Raw genomic sequence first — 19,566 nt, forward strand, 5'->3', positions numbered from 1 at the left:
ACTCGAAACGTCGCAAATATGGAAAACGGGTGCGGCAGGTTAAGCCCCTCCCCCTTGTGGGGAGGGGTTGGGAGGGGTCTTTCTTGAGGGGCTTGCCGTTTGCAAGCGCTACAGCAGCGTCCCGCTGAGGATGAGCAGCGCCACCGAGAAGTAGATGACGAGCCCGGTGACGTCGACCAGCGTGGCGACGAAGGGGGCGGAGGCGCTGGCCGGATCGAGCCGGAGCTTCTGCAGCAGGAAGGGCAGCATCGAGCCGCAGATCGAGCCGAAGGTGACGATCCCGATCAGGGCGGCAAATACCGTAATGGCGACCATCTGCCAGTGCGGGCCGTAATCGTAGAGCCCGGCCGACTGCCAGAAGACGATGCGGACGAAGCCGACGAGGCCGAGGATGGCCCCGAGCACGATGCCGGTCGGCAGTTCGCGCAGGAGCACTTTCCACCAGTCGGAAAGCTTCAGCTCGCCGAGCGCCAGGGCCCGGATGATCAGCGACGTCGCCTGCGAACCGGAATTGCCGCCCGAGCTCATGATCAGCGGGATGAACAGCGTCAGCACCACGGCTTTTTCCAACTCGCCTTCGAAATGCTGCATGGCGCTTGCCGTCAGCATCTCGCCGAGGAAGAGGGCGGCGAGCCAGCCGGCGCGCTTGCGGATCATGCCGGCGAAGCCGATCTTCATGTAGGGCTGGCCGAGCGCCTCCATGCCGCCGAACTTCTGGGCCGCTTCCGTCGTGTCCGAAATCATCGTGTCGATTACGTCGTCGACGGTGACGATGCCGAGCACCTGACCATTCTCGTCAATGACGGGCAGGGCGAGCAGGTCGTGTTTGCGGATCAGCCGAGCGACATCCTCCTGCTTCATCAGCGGATCGGCTGAAACCGGCACGCCTTTCTGAGCCACCGAAAGGATGGAAGCATCCGGCTCGCCGGTGATCAGCCGGCGCAGCGTCACCACATGCATGAGCGCATGGCTGATCTCGTCGAGGACATAAATGGCGTAGACGGTTTCGCGCGAGCGTTCGACCTGGCGCACATGGTCGAGTGTCTGGGCGACGGTCCAGCTGTCAGGCACGCTGACGAATTCCGTCGTCATGATGCCGCCGGCCGTGCGCGGCGGATAGCCCATCAGGTGCTGGATCGCGATGCGCACCGGTTCGTCGAGGCTGGAGAACAGTCGGGCGCGGGTCTCGCCGTCGAGTTCGAGCAGCACGTCGGCGACGCGGTCATTCGACATGCCGTGCAGCAGCCGGGCGGCGTCCTCGGCGCTGATCAGTGCCAGGATCTGGGCTGCGTTGCGAAGCTCCGGCCGGTCGAGAATGTTGACGGCATAGTCGAGCGGCATGCCGCATAGCACACGCCCGGCGTCCTGGACGCTCAGCGCGTTCAACGCTTCGACGCGTTCGGCGATCGTTGCGCCGCGGCTGTTGTTGATGAAGGCACGGGCGGCATGGCCTGCCCGAAGAGGGAAGCGATTGATATTCATTTGAGGCTCGCCTTTCCGTCGATCCGCCGTAGCGTCCGATCGGGCGAGCCGACAGGAGTCGGTCAGCGCACGAGGGCCGCGTACGGCAAAGGCAATCGACTGCTACTGTCGCTTGGCATCGTTAAGATGGCTCCGTTGAAATCCGCGGAAGACAAGTGCCGTCCACGTGGATGCTAGGTGGTCCCGAACGCGAAAAAAGTCAAGCGGGGTAAATGCTTAACGCCAGAATGTCGCACCCCACGATGCGGCATTATGGGCGGGTACGGTTTATACGACGTTGCGGGAAACACCGGGCCTGCTGGCTGCGATCTCAGAATCCTGCAAGCACCGCCTTGCCCTTCATCCTGCCGCTTTCGACCATGGCATGCGCCGTCTTGAGGTTTCCCGCATTGATCGGCCCGACGATTTCTGAAAGCGTCGTGCGGATCTTTCCGGCGTCGACCAGCTCGGAAATCTTGTTCAGCAGCTTGTGCTGCTCGATCATGTCAGGCGTGCCGTAGAGCGGGCGGGTGAACATCAGCTCCCAATGAACGGACACGGCCTTGCGCTTGAAGGGCACGATGTCGAGGGTCTTCGGGTCGTCGATCAGCGCGAAGCGGCCTTGCGGCGCAATCGCTTCGACGATGTCGCCGATATGGCTATCGGTATTGGTGGTCGAAAATATGAATCCGGGCGCGCCGATGCCGAGCGCTGCCACCTGCGGCGCGATCGGTTGGGAATGGTCGACGACGTGATGCGCGCCGAGTTCCTTCACCCAATCCTGCGTTTCCGGCCGCGAGGCCGTGGCGATCACCGTCAGATCGGTCAATGCCCGGGCGATCTGAATGGCGATCGAGCCGACGCCGCCAGCCCCGCCGATGATCAGGATGGATCGTCCCGCTCCCGACACCGCGTCCTGCACCTTCAGCCGGTCGAACAGCGCCTCGTAGGCCGTAATCGAAGTCAGCGGCAAGGCGGCCGCAGCCGCGAAATCGAGGCTCTTCGGTTTGGCGCCTACGATGCGCTCGTCGACGAGATGGAATTCGGCATTGCTGCCCGGGCGGCTGATGACGCCGGAATAGAACACCTCGTCGCCGGGCTTGAACAGGGTGACATCAGCGCCGATGGCCGTGACGATGCCGGCGGCATCCCAGCCGAGTGTCTTGAGCTCGTCTGCGGACGGCGCGGAATGGGCGCGCACCTTCACGTCGACGGGATTGACCGAAACGGCTTTGATTTCGACGAGCAGATCGTGGCCCCTGGCCTCCGGCATCGGCAGCTCGACATCGATCAGCGAGGTCTCGGCGGAGATCGGTTGGGGCGTTTTGTAGGCGACGGCGCGCATGGGAAACTCCTGTGTTCGTTGCACGGAAGCTAGATGCGCATTATGTTCTGACAACGCAAGAATGCACAAATTCTGTACGTAGTACCCAAAAGGATACTGTAAAATGTCATTGCCGCGCGCCAAGCTCGTCAAGAATTTCCCCGGCTGCCCGGTCGAGGCGACGCTCACTTACCTCGATGGGAAGTGGAAGGGCGTGATCCTCTTTCATCTGATGGAAGGAACCCTGCGCTTCAACGAACTCCGCCGCAAACTACCGGCGGTGACCCAGCGCATGCTGACCAAGCAACTGCGCGAACTGGAGGAGTCCGGTCTGGTATCACGCACCGTCTATCCGGTCGTGCCGCCGAGGGTCGAATATGCAATGACGCCGCTCGGCATGACGCTGAAGCCTGTCATCCAGGCGTTGGCCGCCTGGGGTGACCAGTATGTCTTCTGCAGCCCGGAAGGCCGCGAGCTGCGCTTGGCCTCAGACGGTCTGCGCGCTCCGGTCGCGGCGTTCTAGGCGTAGCGAGGCTGCAAAGACGAAGAGGCCGAGGAAGGAGAGCGCTGCGCCGACATAACCGGTTGCCGCAAAACCGTAGCCCCAGGCGATGACGAGGCCGCCGAGCCAGGCGCCGATCGCATTGGCGATGTTGAAGGCGGAATGGTTGGACGCGGCGGCCAGCGTCTGCGCATCGGCGGCGACATCCATCAGCCGCGTCTGCAGCGCCGGTCCGGCGGCAAAACCGCAGCCGACGAGGAAGACGCAGAGGCCGAGCATGTAGGGATTGGCGGCGGTCAGCGAGAAGGTGGTCAGGACGACGATATTATAGACGAGCGAGCCGCCGATCGTGCCGAGCAGAGATTTGTCGGCGAGCCACGAGCCGATGAAATTGCCGGCATTCATGCCGACGCCGAAGAGAACAAGCATGATCGGAACGGCGGTTTCCGGCAGCATCGCCACCTCGGTCGTCGTCGCGGCGATATAGCTGAACATCGCAAACATGCCACCGTAGCCGACGGCGGCGATGCCAAGCGTCAGCCACACCTGCGGCCGGCGGAAGGCGCCGAGTTCGCGCAGGAACCCGGCCTCCTCGGAAACCCTGTCCTTCGGAACGTAGAACCAGATCAGCGCCACCGTCAGCAGGCCGAGCACGCCGACGGAGAAAAACGCCACCTGCCAGTCGAGCGACTGGCCGAAGAACGTCGTCAACGGCGTGCCGAGAAGGGTGGCGACGGTCAGGCCGAGCATGACGCGGCCGACAGCCCGGGCGCGGCGATGCAACGGCACCATCGAGGCTGCGACAAGGGCGGCGACGCCGAAATAGGCGCCATGCGGCAGGCCGCTGACGAAACGCAGCAAGGTGAAGGTCTCGAAGGTCGGCGCCAGCGCGCTTGATATATTGCCGATGGCAAAGACCAGCATCAGCGTCAAGAGCAAGGTGCGGCGCGCCATCTTCGCGGCGAGCACGGCAATGACGGGCGCGCCGATGACGACGCCGAGCGCATAGGCGCTGATGACGTAGCCGGCCTGCGGCGTTGTGACCGAGAAAGTCTCGGCGACATTGGGCAGCAGCCCCATGATCGCAAACTCGCCGGTGCCGATGCCGAAGCCGCCGCAGGCGAGCGCCAGTTGCACCAGCGCCACGGTCGTTGCCGACGGCAACTCTTCATCCGGCTGGCTATCGATGGAATCATGAATGGCGATCTGGCTCACGAGAGCTCCTCGAGGCGGTTTCTGCTTGGAAATGGCCCGTGACGCAGGCGCGGCCGCGAGCCCATCGTAAAATGGCGGGAGGTGGAGACCCATGTCCCCGATACTTCATCTATCCCTAACGTTCAGGCTGGCGTCGAGTGCATTTTTTGCAGTGCAGCGTCCTGCTATGTGCATACGTCTATTGCAAATTTTGCATTTCTGTCATTTCCGCGGGGAAGTGGCGGCGCTTGAAATCGCCTTGATCGCAACCATCTGATGGACAAAGGCCGGATTATCTCCACGCCAGGGACTGGAGCCCTTATGAAGCTTGTAGGCTTTTTCAATCGCGACGGCGGCACCTTCAAGACCACCGACATGCTGGCCTACGAAAAGAGGGCAGAGGCGGCTTTCCGCGAAGCGGGGCACGATTTCGATGCCATCGTCTTCTCCGGAAAGGAAATCATTCCCGCCATGGAGCGGGCGGCCAAGCGCGACGATATCGACGGGATCGTCGCCGGCGGCGGGGATGGCACGATTTCGGCGGCGGCCTCGATCGCCTGGAAGAACGGCATCGCGCTCGGCGTCGTGCCTGCCGGCACGATGAACCTCTTTGCCCGCTCGCTGCGTGTGCCGCTCGATATCTGGCAGGCGCTCGACGTGCTTGCCACCGGCGAGGTCGACAATGTCGATATTGCCAGCGCCAACGGCCGGCCCTTCATCCATCAGTTTTCCGCCGGCCTGCATGCCCGCATGGTGCGTTACCGCAACGCCTACAGCTATCGTTCGCGGCTGGGCAAGATCCGGGCAAGCACAAAGGCGGCCTTGGGGGTCATCTTCAATCCGCCGGAATTCGAGGTCGATTTCGAGGCGGCCGGCATGCGGGAGCGTCGCAGGGTGTCGGCGATTTCAGTCTCCAACAATCCTTTCGGCGAGAACGCGCTGCTCTACGCCGACAATCTCACAAGCGGCGAACTCGGCTTCTACACGGCAAATCCGCTGAAGCCTCTGGGTGTCGCCCGTCTCGCCATCGATATGCTGCGCGGCAAGTTCCGCGAGAATGCCGACGTCATGGTGCTGCACCCGGCCGAAGTGCACCTGCATTTCCCGAAACTGCGCTTCAAGGCCAATTGCGTCATGGACGGTGAGTTGCTGCCGCTCGAACGCGACGTCTCGATCCGGCTGCATCCGGGCGAATTGAAGGTTCTCGTCAAGCAGGGTCTTGCGGCGCAGGTGCACGCCAGCGAACGCCGCGAGCCCGCCGCGTAGGTTTCAGAGCCGCGGCAGATAGGTGCGGTAGTCGAAATCCGAGACGGTGCGCAGATGCGCCAGCGCCTCCTTGCGCTTGGTGTCGCCGTAGAGCGCCTGATATTCATCGCCGAAGATATCGGCGATGAAGGGCGAGGTGCGGAAGGTCTCGACGGCGGTGAGGAAATCATGCGTCAGCCGCGCCGTATTCTCAGGCGTGTGCGAGGGCGTCGTCTCCTCGCCGGGATCGAATTCGCCATCGAGACCGGTGAGCATGCCGCCGAGGATCGCCGCCAGCAGCAGATAGGGATTGGCGTCGGCGCCGGCGACGCGGTGCTCGATGCGGGCGGCCGGCCCATCCTTATCGGGTATGCGGATCGCCGTGCCGCGATGGCCGCTGCCCCAGGTGAGATCAACAGGGGCGAATGAACCCGGCTGGAAGCGCCGGTAGGAATTGGCGAAGGGAGCGAAGATCAGCTGCGCCTCGCGCATGGTCTTGAGCAGGCCCGCCGTGGCCGATTTCAGCCGCTTCGGCTCACCGCCTTTGGCATCGAGGATGTTGCGGCCTTGCCGGTCGATGATGCTCGCATGCACATGCAGGCCGGAGCCGGCATGGTCGGAATAGGGCTTGGCCATGCAGGTCGATTTCAGCCCGTGCCGGCGCGCTGCCTGCTCGGCGATGCGCTTGAGACAGAGGCAATCGTCGGCGGCCGCCAGCGCATTCGGGCGGTGCAGCAGGTTGACCTCGAACTGGCCCGGGCCGAACTCCGCCGTCGTCGCATCCGCCGGCAACCCCTGTGCCCTCGCATAGGCTCTCAGCGTCTGGAGATAATCGTCGAGCGCGTCGACGGCGCTCATGTCGTAGAGTTGGAAACCGTTCGGTTCGCCGCGATAGGTGAGGTTTTCGGGCGGGGAGGGGCGTCCGGTTTCACGCCAGTCTCCCGCCATCACATAGAATTCCAGCTCGGTCGCCACCACAGGCGTCAGGCCGCGCGAGGCATAGCGCTCCAGCACCGAGGCGAGGATGGCGCGCGGATCCATGAAGCTCGGGCTGCCGTCGAACTCGTGCATGCTGGCCAGCACCTGCATCGAACCCTCGGGCGCCCAGGGCATCGGCGCCAGGCTGCGCCGGTCCGCAACGACCATGCCGTCGGGATCGCCGATCGTCAACGACAGGCCGGTAATGTCGTCATTGTCGTCGCCCCAGATGTCGAGCGATTGCGTCGAGGTCGGCAGGCGGATCTCGCCGGCCCAGACCTTGCCTTGTGCGTCGAGCGGAAGCTGCTTGCCGCGCAGGTCGCCGTTCATGCCGACGATCAGGATCTCAAAACGCGGGTCGCCGCCATCGGTCTTACCGTCCATCCTGTCGCTCGCCATGACCTTGAAAATCCTCCGGGACAAGGCCAAGCTCCTATCCCATCGATAGCAGCCTTTCAATCCACGAGGGTCTTTCACCAGCCATGCCCGATACTTACCCACCCTCGAACCTTGCGGCGATCGACGCCGCCCATCACCTGCATCCCTTCTCCGACATGAAGAAGCTGAATGCCGAAGGCACGCGCATCATCCAGCGCGGCGAGGGCTGCCACATCTTCGACAACCACGGCCGGAAATATCTCGACGGCTTCGCCGGACTCTGGTGCGTCAATATCGGCTATGGCCGCCGCGAGATCACCGAGGCCGTCGCCAGGCAGATGAACGAGCTGCCCTATTACAATACCTTCTTCGGCACGAGTTCGACGCCGATAACGCTGCTGGCGCAGAAAGTAACATCGCATGCCGGCGAGCGTTTCAACCACATCTTCTTCACCGGTTCCGGCTCGGAGGCGAACGATACCTGGTTCCGCATGGCCCGCGTCTATTGGAGCGCCGTCGGCCATCCGTCGAAGAAGATCGTGATATCGAGGAAGAACGGCTATCACGGTTCGACTGTTGCCGGCGCCAGCCTCGGCGGCATGAAGTACATGCACGAGCAGGGTGATCTGCCGATCCCAGGCATCGTCCATATCGGCCAGCCCTATTGGTACGGCGAGGGCGGCGATCTCTCGCCCGCCGAATTCGGTCTCAAGGTTGCTCGCGAGCTCGAAGCGAAGATCGACGAACTGGGCGAGGAAAATGTCGCCGCCTTCGTTGCCGAACCGGTACAGGGTGCCGCCGGCGTCATCATCCCGCCCGAAACCTACTGGCCGGAAATCGACCGCATCTGCAAGGCGCGCAATATCCTGCTGGTAACCGACGAGGTGATCTGCGGTTTTGGCCGTCTCGGCGCCTGGTTCGGCCATCAGCATTTCGGCGTCGAGCCGGATCTCGCGCCGATCGCCAAGGGGCTGTCCTCCGGCTACCTGCCGATCGGCGGCGTGCTCGTCAGCGACCGCATCGCCGACGTGCTGATCAACGAGGTCGGCGACTTCAATCACGGCTTCACCTATTCCGGTCATCCGGTCTGCGCCGCCGCCGCACTCGAAAACCTGCGGATCATCGAGGAGGAAAGGTTGGTCGAGCGTGTGCGCGACGATATCGGCCCCTATTTCGGCAAGGCCTGGGCGGCGCTCGCCGAGCATGATCTGGTCGGCGAGGCCGTTAGCATCGGTCTGATGGGCGCCCTGCAGCTTGCCGCCGACAAGCGCACCCGCACCCGTTATGCCAAGCCCGATCAGGTCGGTGCGCTAGTGCGCAACCACGCGCTGGCGAACGGCCTCGTGCTGCGCGCCACCGGCGACCGCATGCTCGCCTCGCCGCCGCTTGTCATCACCCACGCGGAGGTGGACGAGATGATCGGGATGACCAGGCTGGCGCTGGATGCCGCCTGGAAGGAATTGAAGTCGTAACTCCCCTCAGCGATGCCGGGTCACCGTAGGAAGGCGTAACGGCAATTATTATCATTGGCTTCGGAACCCAACCAGTGCTTGAGGCTTAAACCAACCATGCAAGTCAAGCCTTGAGCTTGGCGTTCTTCGCTTGTTCGTAAATCTTGAGACGCCTTCTCCTTTTTGTTTGTAATTTCCGACATACATTAAATGCTATGTACGTTCCGCAGATTGTCACGCGCGGATTAAGGTGTTGGCGATGGCAACCGCCAATCTCCACTTTGTTGTTTTTGCTGCTCTCAGCTTTTGGCTTCGTCGCACCGTCGGCGTCGGAGTCCAACCGAGCCGCTGTCATTCTCAAGGTGAACGGCGCGATTGGGCCCGCCATCGCTGACTACGTGATACGAGGCATCCAGCGTGCCGGCGAACGTGAAGCGGCCTTGATCATTCTGCAGATGGACACACCCGGTGGCCTTGACACCTCCATGCGGGAAATCATTCGCGCGATTCTTGCCTCACCAGTGCCTGTCGCGGGCTTCGTCGCACCGAGTGGGGCACGGGCTGCCAGCGCCGGCACCTATATTCTCTACGCAAGCCACATTGCGGCAATGGCGCCTGGGACCAATCTGGGTGCGGCGACACCAATCGCGCTCAGCATAAAGCCTTTCGGCGGTGATGCGGAACCCGAAAAGAAGCCGAGCGAGCCTAGTGACAAACAGGCAGAAGCTCCAGGCAATGCCAGCGAAGCCAAAGCAGTTAACGACGCCGTCGCTTACATTCGCGGGCTTGCGGAATTGCGCAATCGCAACGCCGACTGGGCAGAGCGTGCTGTCCGCGAAGCTGCGAGCCTTTCATCCAATGCGGCAGTGCGCGAACATGCCATCGATTTCACGGCAGTCGATGTCAACGATCTTCTTGCAAAGGCACAAGGGTACATGGTGCGGGTCGGTCAAACGGACGCCCAGCTCGACACCGCCGGTTTAGTCGTGCAGGAATTCGAGCCTGATTGGCGCACGCGCCTGCTTTCCGTCATTACCGATCCGAACATCGCAATCATCCTGATCATGGTCGGTATCTATGGCCTGATGTTCGAATTTCTCACACCTGGGACAATGCTTCCTGGCACGATCGGCGGCATCTGCCTCCTCCTTGGTCTCTATGCCCTCGCATCGCTGCCGGTGAGTTTTGCCGGCCTGGGGCTTATTTTCCTCGGTGTAGGATTGACTGTGGCTGAGGCGCATTCGCCAAGCTTCGGCGCTTTCGGCATTGGCGGCGGGGTAGCCGTGATCCTGGGAGCAACGATTTTGTTTAATACCGATGTACCCGGCCTGGAAGTGTCGCGCGTGCTACTGGGCGCGATTGCCTTTGCGACTCTTGCCTTTAGCCTTGTCGTTGCTCGCTTGGCATTCACCTCGCGCTTGCGCCAGGTTGCCACCGGTGCGGAACAGATGATCGGCATCTCCGGCAAAGTTGAGAGTTGGACGGGGCTCACGGGCTACGTCATTGCGCATGGCGAACGCTGGAAGGCGGTTTCCGCCGAACCGCTTGTTGCTGGTGACCCTGTCAGCGTCACTGGCCGCAATGGGCTTGCGCTCGAGGTCGCCAGCCGTCCTAAGGACACTTAACGGTCACTCAGGAAGCAGGAGGAGAAGTCATGGAAATGTTTGCAGATCTTGCCTTCTATGTGGTGGCCATTGTCATTTTGGTCGCCATCCTCGCATCCGCGGTGAAGATTCTGAGGGAATATGAACGCGGCGTCGTCTTCACACTTGGCCGCTTTACCGGAGTCAAGGGACCCGGCTTGATTCTGCTCATCCCCTATGTCCAGCAGATGATGCGGGTCGATTTGCGCACGCGCGTACTCGATGTCCCCAGCCAGGACGTCATCTCACATGACAATGTCTCGGTTCGTGTCAGCGCGGTGATCTATTTCAGAGTTATTGACCCCGAGAAGTCGACAATACAGGTCGAGGATTTCATGATGGCAACAAGCCAGCTTGCCCAGACGACGTTGCGCTCCGTGCTCGGCAAGCACGATCTCGATGAGATGCTGGCAGAACGTGACAGGCTCAACTCGGATATTCAGGAAATCCTTGACACTCAGACGGATGCTTGGGGAATTAAAGTAGCCACCGTCGAGATCAAACATGTGGATATCAACGAGTCGATGATTCGTGCAATTGCTCGCCAAGCGGAAGCCGAACGCGAACGCCGCGCAAAGGTCATCAATGCCGAGGGCGAACAGCAAGCTGCGGCGAAGCTACTGGAAGCGGCCGAAATTCTGGCCAAGCAGCCGGAGGCGATGCAACTTCGTTATTTGAGCACTTTGAACGTTATCGCCAGCGAGAAGACCTCGACGATTTTATTCCCCTTCCCGATGGAGTTCGGCAATCTGATGACCATTAAGCCGAAGTGATCGAACGGCACTGAACAATTACTCTTTGCGGCCCTCAAGGCACGCTTGAAAAGCGCCTCCTCGCTGCCGACAAGGCTATCGGGAAGCGGGCATCCTGCTGAACTCCGAAGGCGGCCGTCAAGGTCACACAACCCCATTCCCCGCAACGCCATTGCCCCTGACATCCGCCACCACCAAAGTTGAACGCTTTGGCAAAGGTGCTCTTGCGAGGAAGCATGTCGATGCCGGGTCACCGTAGCTGCAGCTGCTATCGGATCATGGGCAAGGCCAAGGTGAGGAGCGCGGCGAAAACCATCACGACGCCGTAAGGTACCTTCCGGCTCGCCCGGATTTCCTCGACGCGCATGAAAAAGGCGAGATGTGCGACGGGCAGCGGCACCGGCAGCCGCAGAAGCAGGAGCGTCACGATGCCGAGGACGAGGAGCAAAAACGAAAACGGCAGCATTCCGTGCCAGCCGATAAAAAGGCCGATCGGCAGGAAAAGTTTGGCGTCTCCTGCGCCAAACAGCCGGAACGCCCAGAGCGCCACCCCAAGTGCGAACATCAGCAGACCGGCCCCGACGTCGCCGCCAATTCCGCTCGACGCAAACAGCGCAGCGCCGACATCCTGTGAGCCAAGTATCACGGCCACCGTGCGCAATGCATAAAGTGCAACGAGAGCGAGCACGATCGTGTTGGGGATCTTCCATGTGCGGAAATCGGTCCAGGCGGCGTAGAGAAAAAGAAATACCGAAAGCGAACTAATAACATCGATCATTTGCGGCATGGTATTCACCCTTTTGGGCTATTATAGCCTGATTTGCAAGTTGTTCTACAGTAAATCCAGATGACTGAGTCAGTTTTTACGAATAGGCACCGGGACTTTGGTCTTAACCATAAAGTATAGATGTCGAGAGACTGCGTATAAATCGATTGACTAAATTAGAGTTAAGAGATTATTAATGGTCCCAGTCGAAGAGGCGGTCTCGACGACAAGGCGGCCGGGGGGATTACGGCGCACAACTTATCTGGGAGGAAATTCTCGATGAAAGCCTTTGTAAATAGCGTACGCGCTTTCGCGCGGGAAGAAGATGGCGTCGCACTCACTGAATACCTCATTCTGCTTGCCTTGCTGGTTGGCGGTGTGATCGGGGCGGTGACATTGGCCGGCCAAAATCTGTCTGCCGCTTGGGACACCTGGGCGACGTGGTTTACGGACAACGTGTCCGCCCCGCCAGCAGCAGCACCAGCAGGCTGATATTGGCATTGCAAAGAAGAGGGGGGTTTGTTAACCCCTCTCTTCTAAATTAGCATCAATGAATGGATTCGCTCCATCCAGTGTACGAGTAACCGCGATGCGTTCTTCAACGATTTTAAGTCTCGTTATTGCGTTTGTGCTCGCTGCAGCAGCCGTTTTCGGCATGCGCGAGTATCTCTCCGATCAGAAGGCCCGGCTGTTGGCGATGAACGGCATAAAGGCCGAAGAAAGAACACTCGTTGTCGCCGCCAAGCCGATGCGCTTCGGCGACCGGATCCGATCCGAAAATCTCAGAGCCATTCCGTGGCCCTCCAATGAAACACCCGCAGGTTCGTTCGTCAGCATCGAGATGGTCGTCGGCAACGATGCCCAGCCGCGCTATGCCATGGCGGCGATCGACCCCGGCGAGCCGGTGTTATCCTCGAAAATCACTGGTACCGGCGAACGCGCCACGCTGTCGGCGGCGCTCGACCAGGGCATGAAGGCGGTTTCCATCCGTGTCAACGACGTGCTCGGGGTTGCCGGCTTCGTCAGGCCTTCCGATCGCGTCGACGTGCTTCTGACGCGGGTCGTGCGAGAGCCGGCAGGCAACGATCAGACCTTCGTCGACGTGCTGCTGCAAGGCGTCAAGGTGCTGGCGGTGGATCAGACGGCAGACGAGCGCAAGGACGAGCCATCCGTCGTGAAAACCGTGACCTTTGAGGTCACGACCGATGAGGCGCAGCGCCTTACCCTCGGCTCCAGTGTCGGCACGCTCTCGCTGGCGCTTCGCAATATTGCCTCTTCCTCTGTTGAGCAAACCCGGCCAATCACCGTCGCCGACCTCGGTGGCGGGGCGATGGCGGCGGAACTCGGCAAGGATTTGGCAAAGATTGAGTTGCCAGAACCTGAAAAACAAGTGCAGATTGTGGAGCCGAAGGTCGAACCGGTGTTGCCGGTCGAGCCGAAGTGGGTAACAGTGGGGGTCTGGAACACGACGAAGCGCGAGGAGCACCGAGTCGGCCTGATCCAGTGATGTTTATGCGGCCTGCCGCGGGTGCGGCCGGCCGAAGGAGGGGGCTAAAGCAGGCATGGTGAACGGTAAGAGACGAATCGCAAGGACGAAAAGCCTTGCGGCACTGGCGGCAGTGTTTTCGGCCTGTGTGTGTTTGGGGCCCGGATTTGCCGGCTGCGCCAACGCACAGGAAAAGTCGGTCACCTTGGGCAAATCGGTCCAGCATGTGACGTTGCCTCCGAACGAGACGCTGACGCTCAATACCGGCCAGCCCTTCGGCGATCTCGTCATCGGCAGCGCCGATATGATCGACGTGGTGCCGCTTTCCGACCGGTCGCTGTTCATCCGCGGCAAGAAGACCGGCGCCACCAATATCTCGGTCTATGGTGACGACAAGTCGCTTCTCGGCGTCATCGACATCCGCGTTGCCAACGATTTCACCGAAGTTACCTCCGCCATTCGCTCTGCCGCGCCCTCGGCCCGGGTCAGGGTGATCAACTCCAACGATCGCATTCGCCTGACAGGCACTGTCCGTGACGGCATCGAATTGCAGCGGGTGATGGAAGTCGCCCAATCCTATTCCGACCAACCGGTGCTGAACCAGCTGCGCGTCAGCGACAGCCAGCAGGTGATGCTGGAGGTCCGTGTCATCGAAGCCTCACGCCAGACGGGTCGTGACCTCGGGATCGGTTGGTCCGGGCGCGGCAACAACGGCATCGGCAAGGCAACGACCAGCCAGGGTATCACCGTGGACGATAACGGTAGCCTGGTCCGTACCCTCGTCGATCCCAAGGGTGCGGCAACGGGTATGCTGCCCTTCGGCCAGTTGATCGCCAAGGTGCTGGAAATCTCTGGCGGCCGCATCGATGTGGTCATCAACGCGCTCGAGCAGAAGGGATTGGTGCGTCGCCTGGCTCAGCCGAACCTCATCGCCATGAGCGGCTCGACCGCCAGCTTCCATGCCGGCGGTGAAGTGCCGATCCTGAAGACGACGAACAACGGCACGACGGTCGCCACAGAGACGGACTATCGCCCCTTCGGTGTGCGGCTGACCTTCAAGCCGGTGGTGCTTGACGACGGCGTCATCAATCTGGAGATCGAGCCTGAGGTTTCCGAGATTGATCCGTCGATCAACGTCAACGGCAATCCGGGTTTCATCTCGCGCGCTGCCAGCACCACGGTAGCGCTTCGCGACGGCCAGAGCTTTGCCATGGCGGGCCTGCTGCAGTCGATCAATGCCAAAGACATCCAGCAACTGCCGGGCCTCGGGCAGATACCGATCCTCGGCGCGCTGTTCCGTTCGACGAGTTTCCAGAAGAAGGAATCCGACCTCGTTATCGTCGTCACCCCGCACATTGTGCGACCAGCCCGCCCGGGCGAGGACCTCTACAGTCCCCTCGACCAGACGCGTTCGTCCAACGACGCCGAGCTTTTCGCGCTCGGTGTCCTGGAAGTCGACAAGGACATGCTCCGACGCTTTCGCAACGGCGAAGGTGTGACCGGGCCCTATGGCCATCGTCTCGACCTGAGCCAGGGAGGCCAAGTTGCTCTTACAAAACGCTAAGCGCGTCCTTTTCGTCCTTGCTGCCGCCGGCCTGGCTTCCGGCTGTGCCGACTACATGAACCATCGCGATACAATCACCTTCGGGGCCGGCAACGCGATGGAAGCAAACAAGGCCATCCATACCGAGGACCCGTTCCCGCCGGAAGCCCAGCGAACCCGAATCGCAAGCGACGGCAAGGTGATCCGCAGGGCGGTCACTCAATATCAGAACGGCGGGTTGGTCGTAGCTCAGCCGTCGCCGGCAATGGGGGCTAATGGGGCGTCCAGTGGGGCCACCGCTAGCCAGTAGCGGTTCGAAAGGCATGAACGGCGGCAGCGCGCCGGAGGGGAAAATGCACGAAAAAGGGTCGTCACGGCGATAGCGCCGTGATGGGGGGGTGCCAAATGCTGAGCAGGGTTGTCGGACGGTTCTGGAACGATCATCGGGGCTATGTCATCGCCTTGACGCTCATCGCCATGCCAATGCTTCTCGGCTTTTCGCTGCTGATCATCGATGTCGGCCGCAGCAGCAACCTGCATACTGATCTCCAGAACGCGGTCGACGCGATGGCGCTGGCCGGAGCCCGCGAACTCGATGGCCGCGATGATGCTATTTCGAGGGCGCAGACGGCGGTCGAGAAAATCGCCAATAGCGCGGCTTTTTCCGGGGGCGGGACCGGCATGTCGCTTGGCTCGTATATTACCGTGGCCTACGACGCCGGCAACGATGCCGGGAGCACGGTCACCGTGCTTTTTCTGAAGAGCATCCCGGCCAATGACGATACGCCCATCCCGTCTTCGATGGAAACGACCACGGCCAGCGAAGCTTCCTACGCCTGGGTCATCGCCAAGCCGCAGGCGATGCAGACGATCTTTCCGATCCCGGTTGGCTTCACCCGCGATACGATCAACATCTCTGCCGATGCCGTGGCGGTATACCATGCCAGCGCCTGTGATATCACGCCGATCTTCATCTGCAATCCCTATGAGCCGGCTGGCAATACGAGCCCGGCCGCCAACGAACAGGCGGCGGCGGATCTCCACACCAACTTCGCGGCCGGCAATCTCTACGGCCGGCAAATCGAAATGTACAGCACGTCTTCGTCCAGCCCCGGGCCTGGCAATTTCGGGTTCCTGCGGACCCCGCTGGGCAATGGCGCGAACGTGATGGCAGAGGCTCTGGCGACCGGCAATCCGGGGGCCTGTTATACCCAGGACAGCCTCGATACCGAGACGGGTGCCATGGCCGGACCCGTGGAAGCTGGCGTCAATACGCGCTTCGGCATTTATGAGGGGTCGTTCAAGGGCTCGCGCGGGGACAGCCGCTATCGCCCGGCCCAGAACGTCCGCTCCGCGCAAAAGCAAACAGGGCAGAACGGCTGCAAAGGCTACGACCCGGCAATGGTCGACAGCACGGTCGGCGATGTCACCAAGGCGGTGCCTTTGGGTTACGGCGCAACCATGAGCCCCCTCGGCGGCGGCAAGATCAGCACCGGCAACAATTGGAACTACGCAAACTACTGGAGTGTCGCCCAGGGAGGCACGGCGCCGTCGGTCAGCGCGATCCTCGGCAACTATTCCAGCTATCCCCCGGGGGCCACCGGAACGCCGAGCCGGCCCTCTGCCTATGATGTCTATCGTTACGAGCTCAATACCGCGGCGCTGCTCAACCATGCCTCTGCGAACGGCGAGGTCGGTACGCCGACGACGGGCGGCGGTCAGTGCTATTCGGGACCTGCTCTCTCGAACTACACGGGGAGCGAGTACGGCGATCGCCGAGAGATTTTCGCCGCAATCGTCAATTGCGGCTATGAGGCATCGGTCGACCATCTGAATGGTCAGAAGCAGACGCAGGCGGTTGCCTTTGCGCGCATGTTCATGACCAAACCGGCGATCAAGGCCGGTAGCGAGCGCTATCTTTCGCTCGAGGTGATCGACATCTCGGGCATGGGCGGCCGCGGTACGCTGGACGAATTCCTGCGGGAAGAAGCGGAGCTGGTCAGATGATGGCGCTCCGCAACTTTATCCGGCATCGGCTTTGCCTCGGCTTCTGGCGGCGGGAGGAAGGCGCGGTGCTTGCCGAAGCGTTGCTCGCCATCCCCTTTGTGACGCTCTTTGCGGCGGGGATACTGGAGTTTGGCAGCATCTTCTGGGAGCGTATGCAGATCGACGCAGGCTTGCGCGATGCGGGGCGTTACCTCTCGCGATGCCGACCGGTGTCGGGAACCTATGTGCCGACATGCAATCAGGCGACTGCGAAGACGATCGCCTTTTACGGAACCCAAACACCTGCAGCAGGCGCTAAACCCCGCGTACCCGGCTGGAAGGACGCCGCCGACATCACCATCACGGCACCCGATGCAGACGGGAACATCACCATCTCAACTGCTCATCTCTACGAGACCTCGCCGGTGTTCGGCTTTCTCGGAATCGGTGCCATCACGATCAGTTCCTTCCATGAAGAGAGATACATCGGATGGTGACCTCTAGGGCGATCAAGACCTTCTGGCAGGATAGCAGTGGTGTCAGCCTTGTCGAAGCATTGCTGACCTTTCCGATCGTCATGCTGGTATTCGCCGTCTTCATCGAGTTCGGCTATGCCATGTCGCAGTGGAACCAGACGGTCAAGGCACTGCAATATGGTGCCCGTTTGGCCGCCGTATCCGATCCGCTGACGACGAATTTCGATGCCGTTTTCCCGATCGGAGCTGCCGATCCACTCAACAACGGCAAAGCGGCGCCCAACGATGCCACGATATCCTCGACCTGCGGACCGAAACTTGCCAACTGCACGGCGGCATTGAACCGGATTGTCTGGGGAAGCGACGGCGTTTGCCAGGTCGGAACCGATCCTCACCCCGGCATTTGCGACCTCAATCGGCGCATCCAGCGCGAGAATCTGGTGGTCACCTATCAGCGATCGGGGCTCGGCTATTGGGGCCGGCCGGACGGGCCTGTGCTGACGATGCGGCTGGAGGTGCGCGACATCCCCCTCGATCTGCCGATCCTCGGAGGGATGTTGGGACTTAACAAGATCAACATACCGGCCCATCCGGTGACGATCACGACGGAAGATCTGAAGACGTGCTCAACCTGCTGAATCCTTAAATTATGCGTAGGAAAGCGAAATGACAGCGCACATGAACATTGCCGCATCCACCAAGATCCTGGTTCTCTCCGACGACGCGGCTGCAGCGAGCTTCATGCTCGATACGTTCGGGTCGCTTTCGCGTTACGATGTCCGCCATCTCTCGCTGAAGGCGCTCGGAGAAAAGGGCCGCTTCGATCCGACGCAATTCAACCTGATCGTTCTCGACGTCGACAACGGGAATTTGCTGCAGCAGCCGGAGCTTTTCGCCTTTCGCACCAGCTATCGGGACATTCCGCTCGTCGTCGTTTCCGAAGACCTGCCGGACGACTTGCTGCGGCTGCTCTTCCGCCTGAACGGCAATGACTGGCTGAAGAAGCCGCTCGAGCGCCGCGCCCTGATCGACATGATTTCGACCCATGCGCCGGGCACCGGGGCCAGCGACAGCCGGGTGCATGCCGTGGTCTCGGCCGTCGGTGGCGCGGGCGCCAGCATGATCGCTTCGTCGCTTGCGCATGTGCTGGCCCAGCCGACCAAGAATTCCACGCCGCGGATCGACTTGTTCGACACGGATTTCTGCTCCGGGGCGCTTGGCTATTATCTCAACCTCGTCAACGACTACGACTTGAAACCCGTCATCGCCAATCCTTCCCGGGTCGATCTGGAATTCATCGATCTCGTCCGAAAGCGTCATTCGGGCGGCTTTTCACTGCTGTCCTTCAAGCAGCCATCCGTTCTTATGGCGCCGAAGGGCCGTGAACTCGTGCTGCGCATGCTCGATGTAGCCGCCTTCGAGAGCGACCACACGATCATCGACGTTCCCTATTACGACACGCCGTGGAAATACGAGGTGCTCACTTCGGTCAACAGCATCTGCATCGTCACCGAAATGACGGTCCCTGCGCTTTCTCAAGCCAAGGATTTGTTTGCCAATCTGGTCCGGCTGCGTGGCAGTTCGGATCAGATATTCATCGTCATCAACAAGTACCGCTCCAAGTTTTTCGGCCTCGGCCTGCGCCGACAACAAACAGAAAAGATATTCAAGGAGATCCCGACGCATGTCATTGCGGATGACTGGGATACTCTGAGCGAGGCGGTCAATCGCGGCGTGCTGCCATTTCAAGTGAATTCCCGGGCGCGCTTCTGCGGCGCGGTCGGTAAACTTGGAGCACTGGTGCGATGAAGGTTATCGCCAGTGGGCGCATAAGGTCCCGCGCCGCCGATGTCGGTCTAGCGGTTTTGGCAATTCTGGCCGTTGCCGGCGATGCCGCGGCAGCCGGGCTTGTGCCGCGAAGCCTTGGGCCGACGACAGCCGCCGTGGTGACGATCGAAAAAAGCTACGCGGCCGGGACAATCGTCATCGCCAACGGCAATCGTACGCTGGATCTCGTCATCTCCGAAGGACGCGCGATCCGTTACAAAATCGGAGTCGGACGAGACGGATTTCGCTGGAGCGGTACCGTCAAGGTTGGACGCAAGGCAGAGTGGCCTGACTGGCGCCCGCCTGCCGAGATGAAGGCGCGCGCAGCCGGGCTTCCGGACCTGGTGCCGGCCGGGCCGCTCAATCCATTGGGTGCCCGCGGGATCTATCTCTACAAGGGCGGGACCGACACGCTCTACCGCATTCATGGAACGAACGAGCAGTCGACGGTCGGCGGTTTCGCCTCATCGGGCTGTTTTCGCATGAGCAATGCCGACGTCATCGATCTCTATGCGAGGGTGAAAGTCGGTTCCACGGTCATTGTAAAATAAGAG

General features: G+C 61.1%; 19 protein-coding genes. 14 read left to right on the plus strand and 5 right to left on the minus strand.

Annotation, left to right across the window (positions count from 1 at the left end; all coding sequences use genetic code 11):
- Positions 1–108: 108 nt before the first annotated feature.
- Both mgtE and PO860_RS04835 read right to left on the minus strand, forming a co-directional pair.
- Positions 109–1,482: a magnesium transporter gene (gene mgtE / locus PO860_RS04830; protein WP_183606271.1), complete on the minus strand. Its 1,374-nt coding sequence runs from the start codon at positions 1,480–1,482 to the stop codon at positions 109–111.
- 310 nt (positions 1,483–1,792) lie between these two features.
- A complete protein-coding gene (locus PO860_RS04835; RefSeq protein ID WP_273880581.1) occupies positions 1,793–2,806 on the minus strand; it encodes a zinc-binding alcohol dehydrogenase family protein in 1,014 nt (337 codons plus the stop codon).
- 103 nt (positions 2,807–2,909) lie between these two features.
- Between PO860_RS04835 and PO860_RS04840 the strand changes: the two genes are divergently transcribed.
- Positions 2,910–3,308: a winged helix-turn-helix transcriptional regulator gene (locus PO860_RS04840; RefSeq protein ID WP_183606273.1), complete on the plus strand. Its 399-nt coding sequence runs from the start codon at positions 2,910–2,912 to the stop codon at positions 3,306–3,308.
- Here PO860_RS04840 and PO860_RS04845 read toward each other — a convergent pair.
- Positions 3,273–4,502 (minus strand): MFS transporter, encoded by a 1,230-nt coding sequence (locus tag PO860_RS04845; RefSeq protein WP_273884112.1) that lies wholly within the window; start codon positions 4,500–4,502, stop codon positions 3,273–3,275. The genes PO860_RS04840 and PO860_RS04845 overlap by 36 nt on opposite strands.
- Before the next feature lie 300 nt (positions 4,503–4,802).
- Between PO860_RS04845 and PO860_RS04850 the strand changes: the two genes are divergently transcribed.
- Positions 4,803–5,747, plus strand: a complete 945-nt coding sequence (locus PO860_RS04850) for a diacylglycerol/lipid kinase family protein (protein ID WP_183606275.1) — start codon at positions 4,803–4,805, stop codon at positions 5,745–5,747.
- A 3-nt stretch (positions 5,748–5,750) separates the two neighbouring features.
- Here PO860_RS04850 and PO860_RS04855 read toward each other — a convergent pair whose 3' ends face one another.
- Complete coding sequence (locus PO860_RS04855; protein ID WP_275035634.1) at positions 5,751–7,103, minus strand: glutamine synthetase family protein; 1,353 nt, start codon at positions 7,101–7,103, stop codon at positions 5,751–5,753.
- Between the two features lie 83 nt (positions 7,104–7,186).
- Here PO860_RS04855 and PO860_RS04860 point away from each other — a divergent pair, with 83 nt between their 5' ends.
- The 3 genes from PO860_RS04860 to PO860_RS04870 all read left to right on the plus strand — a co-directional run bounded on the left by PO860_RS04860 (position 7,187) and on the right by PO860_RS04870 (position 10,949).
- Entirely contained in the window at positions 7,187–8,554 is a 1,368-nt protein-coding gene (locus PO860_RS04860) for an aspartate aminotransferase family protein (RefSeq protein ID WP_273884111.1), read from the plus strand.
- 194 nt (positions 8,555–8,748) lie between these two features.
- Positions 8,749–10,158, plus strand: coding sequence for an NfeD family protein (locus PO860_RS04865; protein ID WP_273884110.1), 1,410 nt, complete (start codon positions 8,749–8,751; stop codon positions 10,156–10,158).
- Between the two features lie 29 nt (positions 10,159–10,187).
- Entirely contained in the window at positions 10,188–10,949 is a 762-nt protein-coding gene (locus PO860_RS04870; RefSeq protein ID WP_183606278.1) for a slipin family protein, read from the plus strand.
- 247 nt (positions 10,950–11,196) lie between these two features.
- Here the strand turns inward: PO860_RS04870 and PO860_RS04875 are convergent, their stop codons facing one another.
- The gene (locus tag PO860_RS04875; protein ID WP_183606279.1) at positions 11,197–11,715 is read right to left on the minus strand and encodes an A24 family peptidase; all 519 of its coding nucleotides are present in this window, start codon (positions 11,713–11,715) and stop codon (positions 11,197–11,199) included.
- 258 nt (positions 11,716–11,973) lie between these two features.
- On the opposite strand from PO860_RS04875, the gene PO860_RS04880 reads away from it, so the two are divergent.
- From PO860_RS04880 to PO860_RS04920, 9 genes are all read left to right on the plus strand, one after another.
- Positions 11,974–12,186: a Flp family type IVb pilin gene (locus PO860_RS04880; RefSeq protein ID WP_183606280.1), complete on the plus strand. Its 213-nt coding sequence runs from the start codon at positions 11,974–11,976 to the stop codon at positions 12,184–12,186.
- Between the two features lie 97 nt (positions 12,187–12,283).
- Complete coding sequence (cpaB, locus tag PO860_RS04885) at positions 12,284–13,201, plus strand: Flp pilus assembly protein CpaB (RefSeq protein WP_183606667.1); 918 nt, start codon at positions 12,284–12,286, stop codon at positions 13,199–13,201.
- Positions 13,202–13,256: 55 nt separating this feature from the next.
- Positions 13,257–14,744, plus strand: coding sequence for a type II and III secretion system protein family protein (locus PO860_RS04890; RefSeq protein WP_273884108.1), 1,488 nt, complete (start codon positions 13,257–13,259; stop codon positions 14,742–14,744).
- Positions 14,725–15,033 carry a hypothetical protein gene (locus PO860_RS04895; protein WP_131605324.1) on the plus strand — a complete coding sequence of 103 codons (309 nt, stop codon included), beginning with the start codon at positions 14,725–14,727 and terminating at the stop codon, positions 15,031–15,033. The genes PO860_RS04890 and PO860_RS04895 overlap by 20 nt, the downstream gene beginning before the upstream one ends.
- A gap of 95 nt (positions 15,034–15,128) precedes the next feature.
- Positions 15,129–16,730 carry a TadE/TadG family type IV pilus assembly protein gene (locus tag PO860_RS04900; protein WP_273884107.1) on the plus strand — a complete coding sequence of 534 codons (1,602 nt, stop codon included), beginning with the start codon at positions 15,129–15,131 and terminating at the stop codon, positions 16,728–16,730.
- The gene (locus PO860_RS04905) at positions 16,727–17,206 is read left to right on the plus strand and encodes a TadE/TadG family type IV pilus assembly protein (RefSeq protein WP_183606284.1); all 480 of its coding nucleotides are present in this window, start codon (positions 16,727–16,729) and stop codon (positions 17,204–17,206) included. The genes PO860_RS04900 and PO860_RS04905 overlap by 4 nt, the downstream gene beginning before the upstream one ends.
- Entirely contained in the window at positions 17,200–17,823 is a 624-nt protein-coding gene (locus PO860_RS04910; RefSeq protein WP_273884105.1) for a TadE/TadG family type IV pilus assembly protein, read from the plus strand. Before PO860_RS04905 ends, PO860_RS04910 begins: the two co-directional genes overlap by 7 nt.
- A gap of 28 nt (positions 17,824–17,851) precedes the next feature.
- On the plus strand, positions 17,852–18,994 hold the full coding sequence (locus PO860_RS04915; protein ID WP_183606286.1) for a P-loop NTPase family protein: 1,143 nt from the start codon (positions 17,852–17,854) through the stop codon (positions 18,992–18,994).
- Positions 18,991–19,563 (plus strand): L,D-transpeptidase, encoded by a 573-nt coding sequence (locus PO860_RS04920; RefSeq protein ID WP_183606287.1) that lies wholly within the window; start codon positions 18,991–18,993, stop codon positions 19,561–19,563. The genes PO860_RS04915 and PO860_RS04920 overlap by 4 nt, the downstream gene beginning before the upstream one ends.
- Positions 19,564–19,566: the final 3 nt, after the last annotated feature.

It is taken from the genome of Rhizobium binxianense, assembly GCF_028994275.1.
In the GTDB taxonomy this organism is placed as follows: Bacteria; Pseudomonadota; Alphaproteobacteria; order Rhizobiales; family Rhizobiaceae; genus Rhizobium; species Rhizobium binxianense.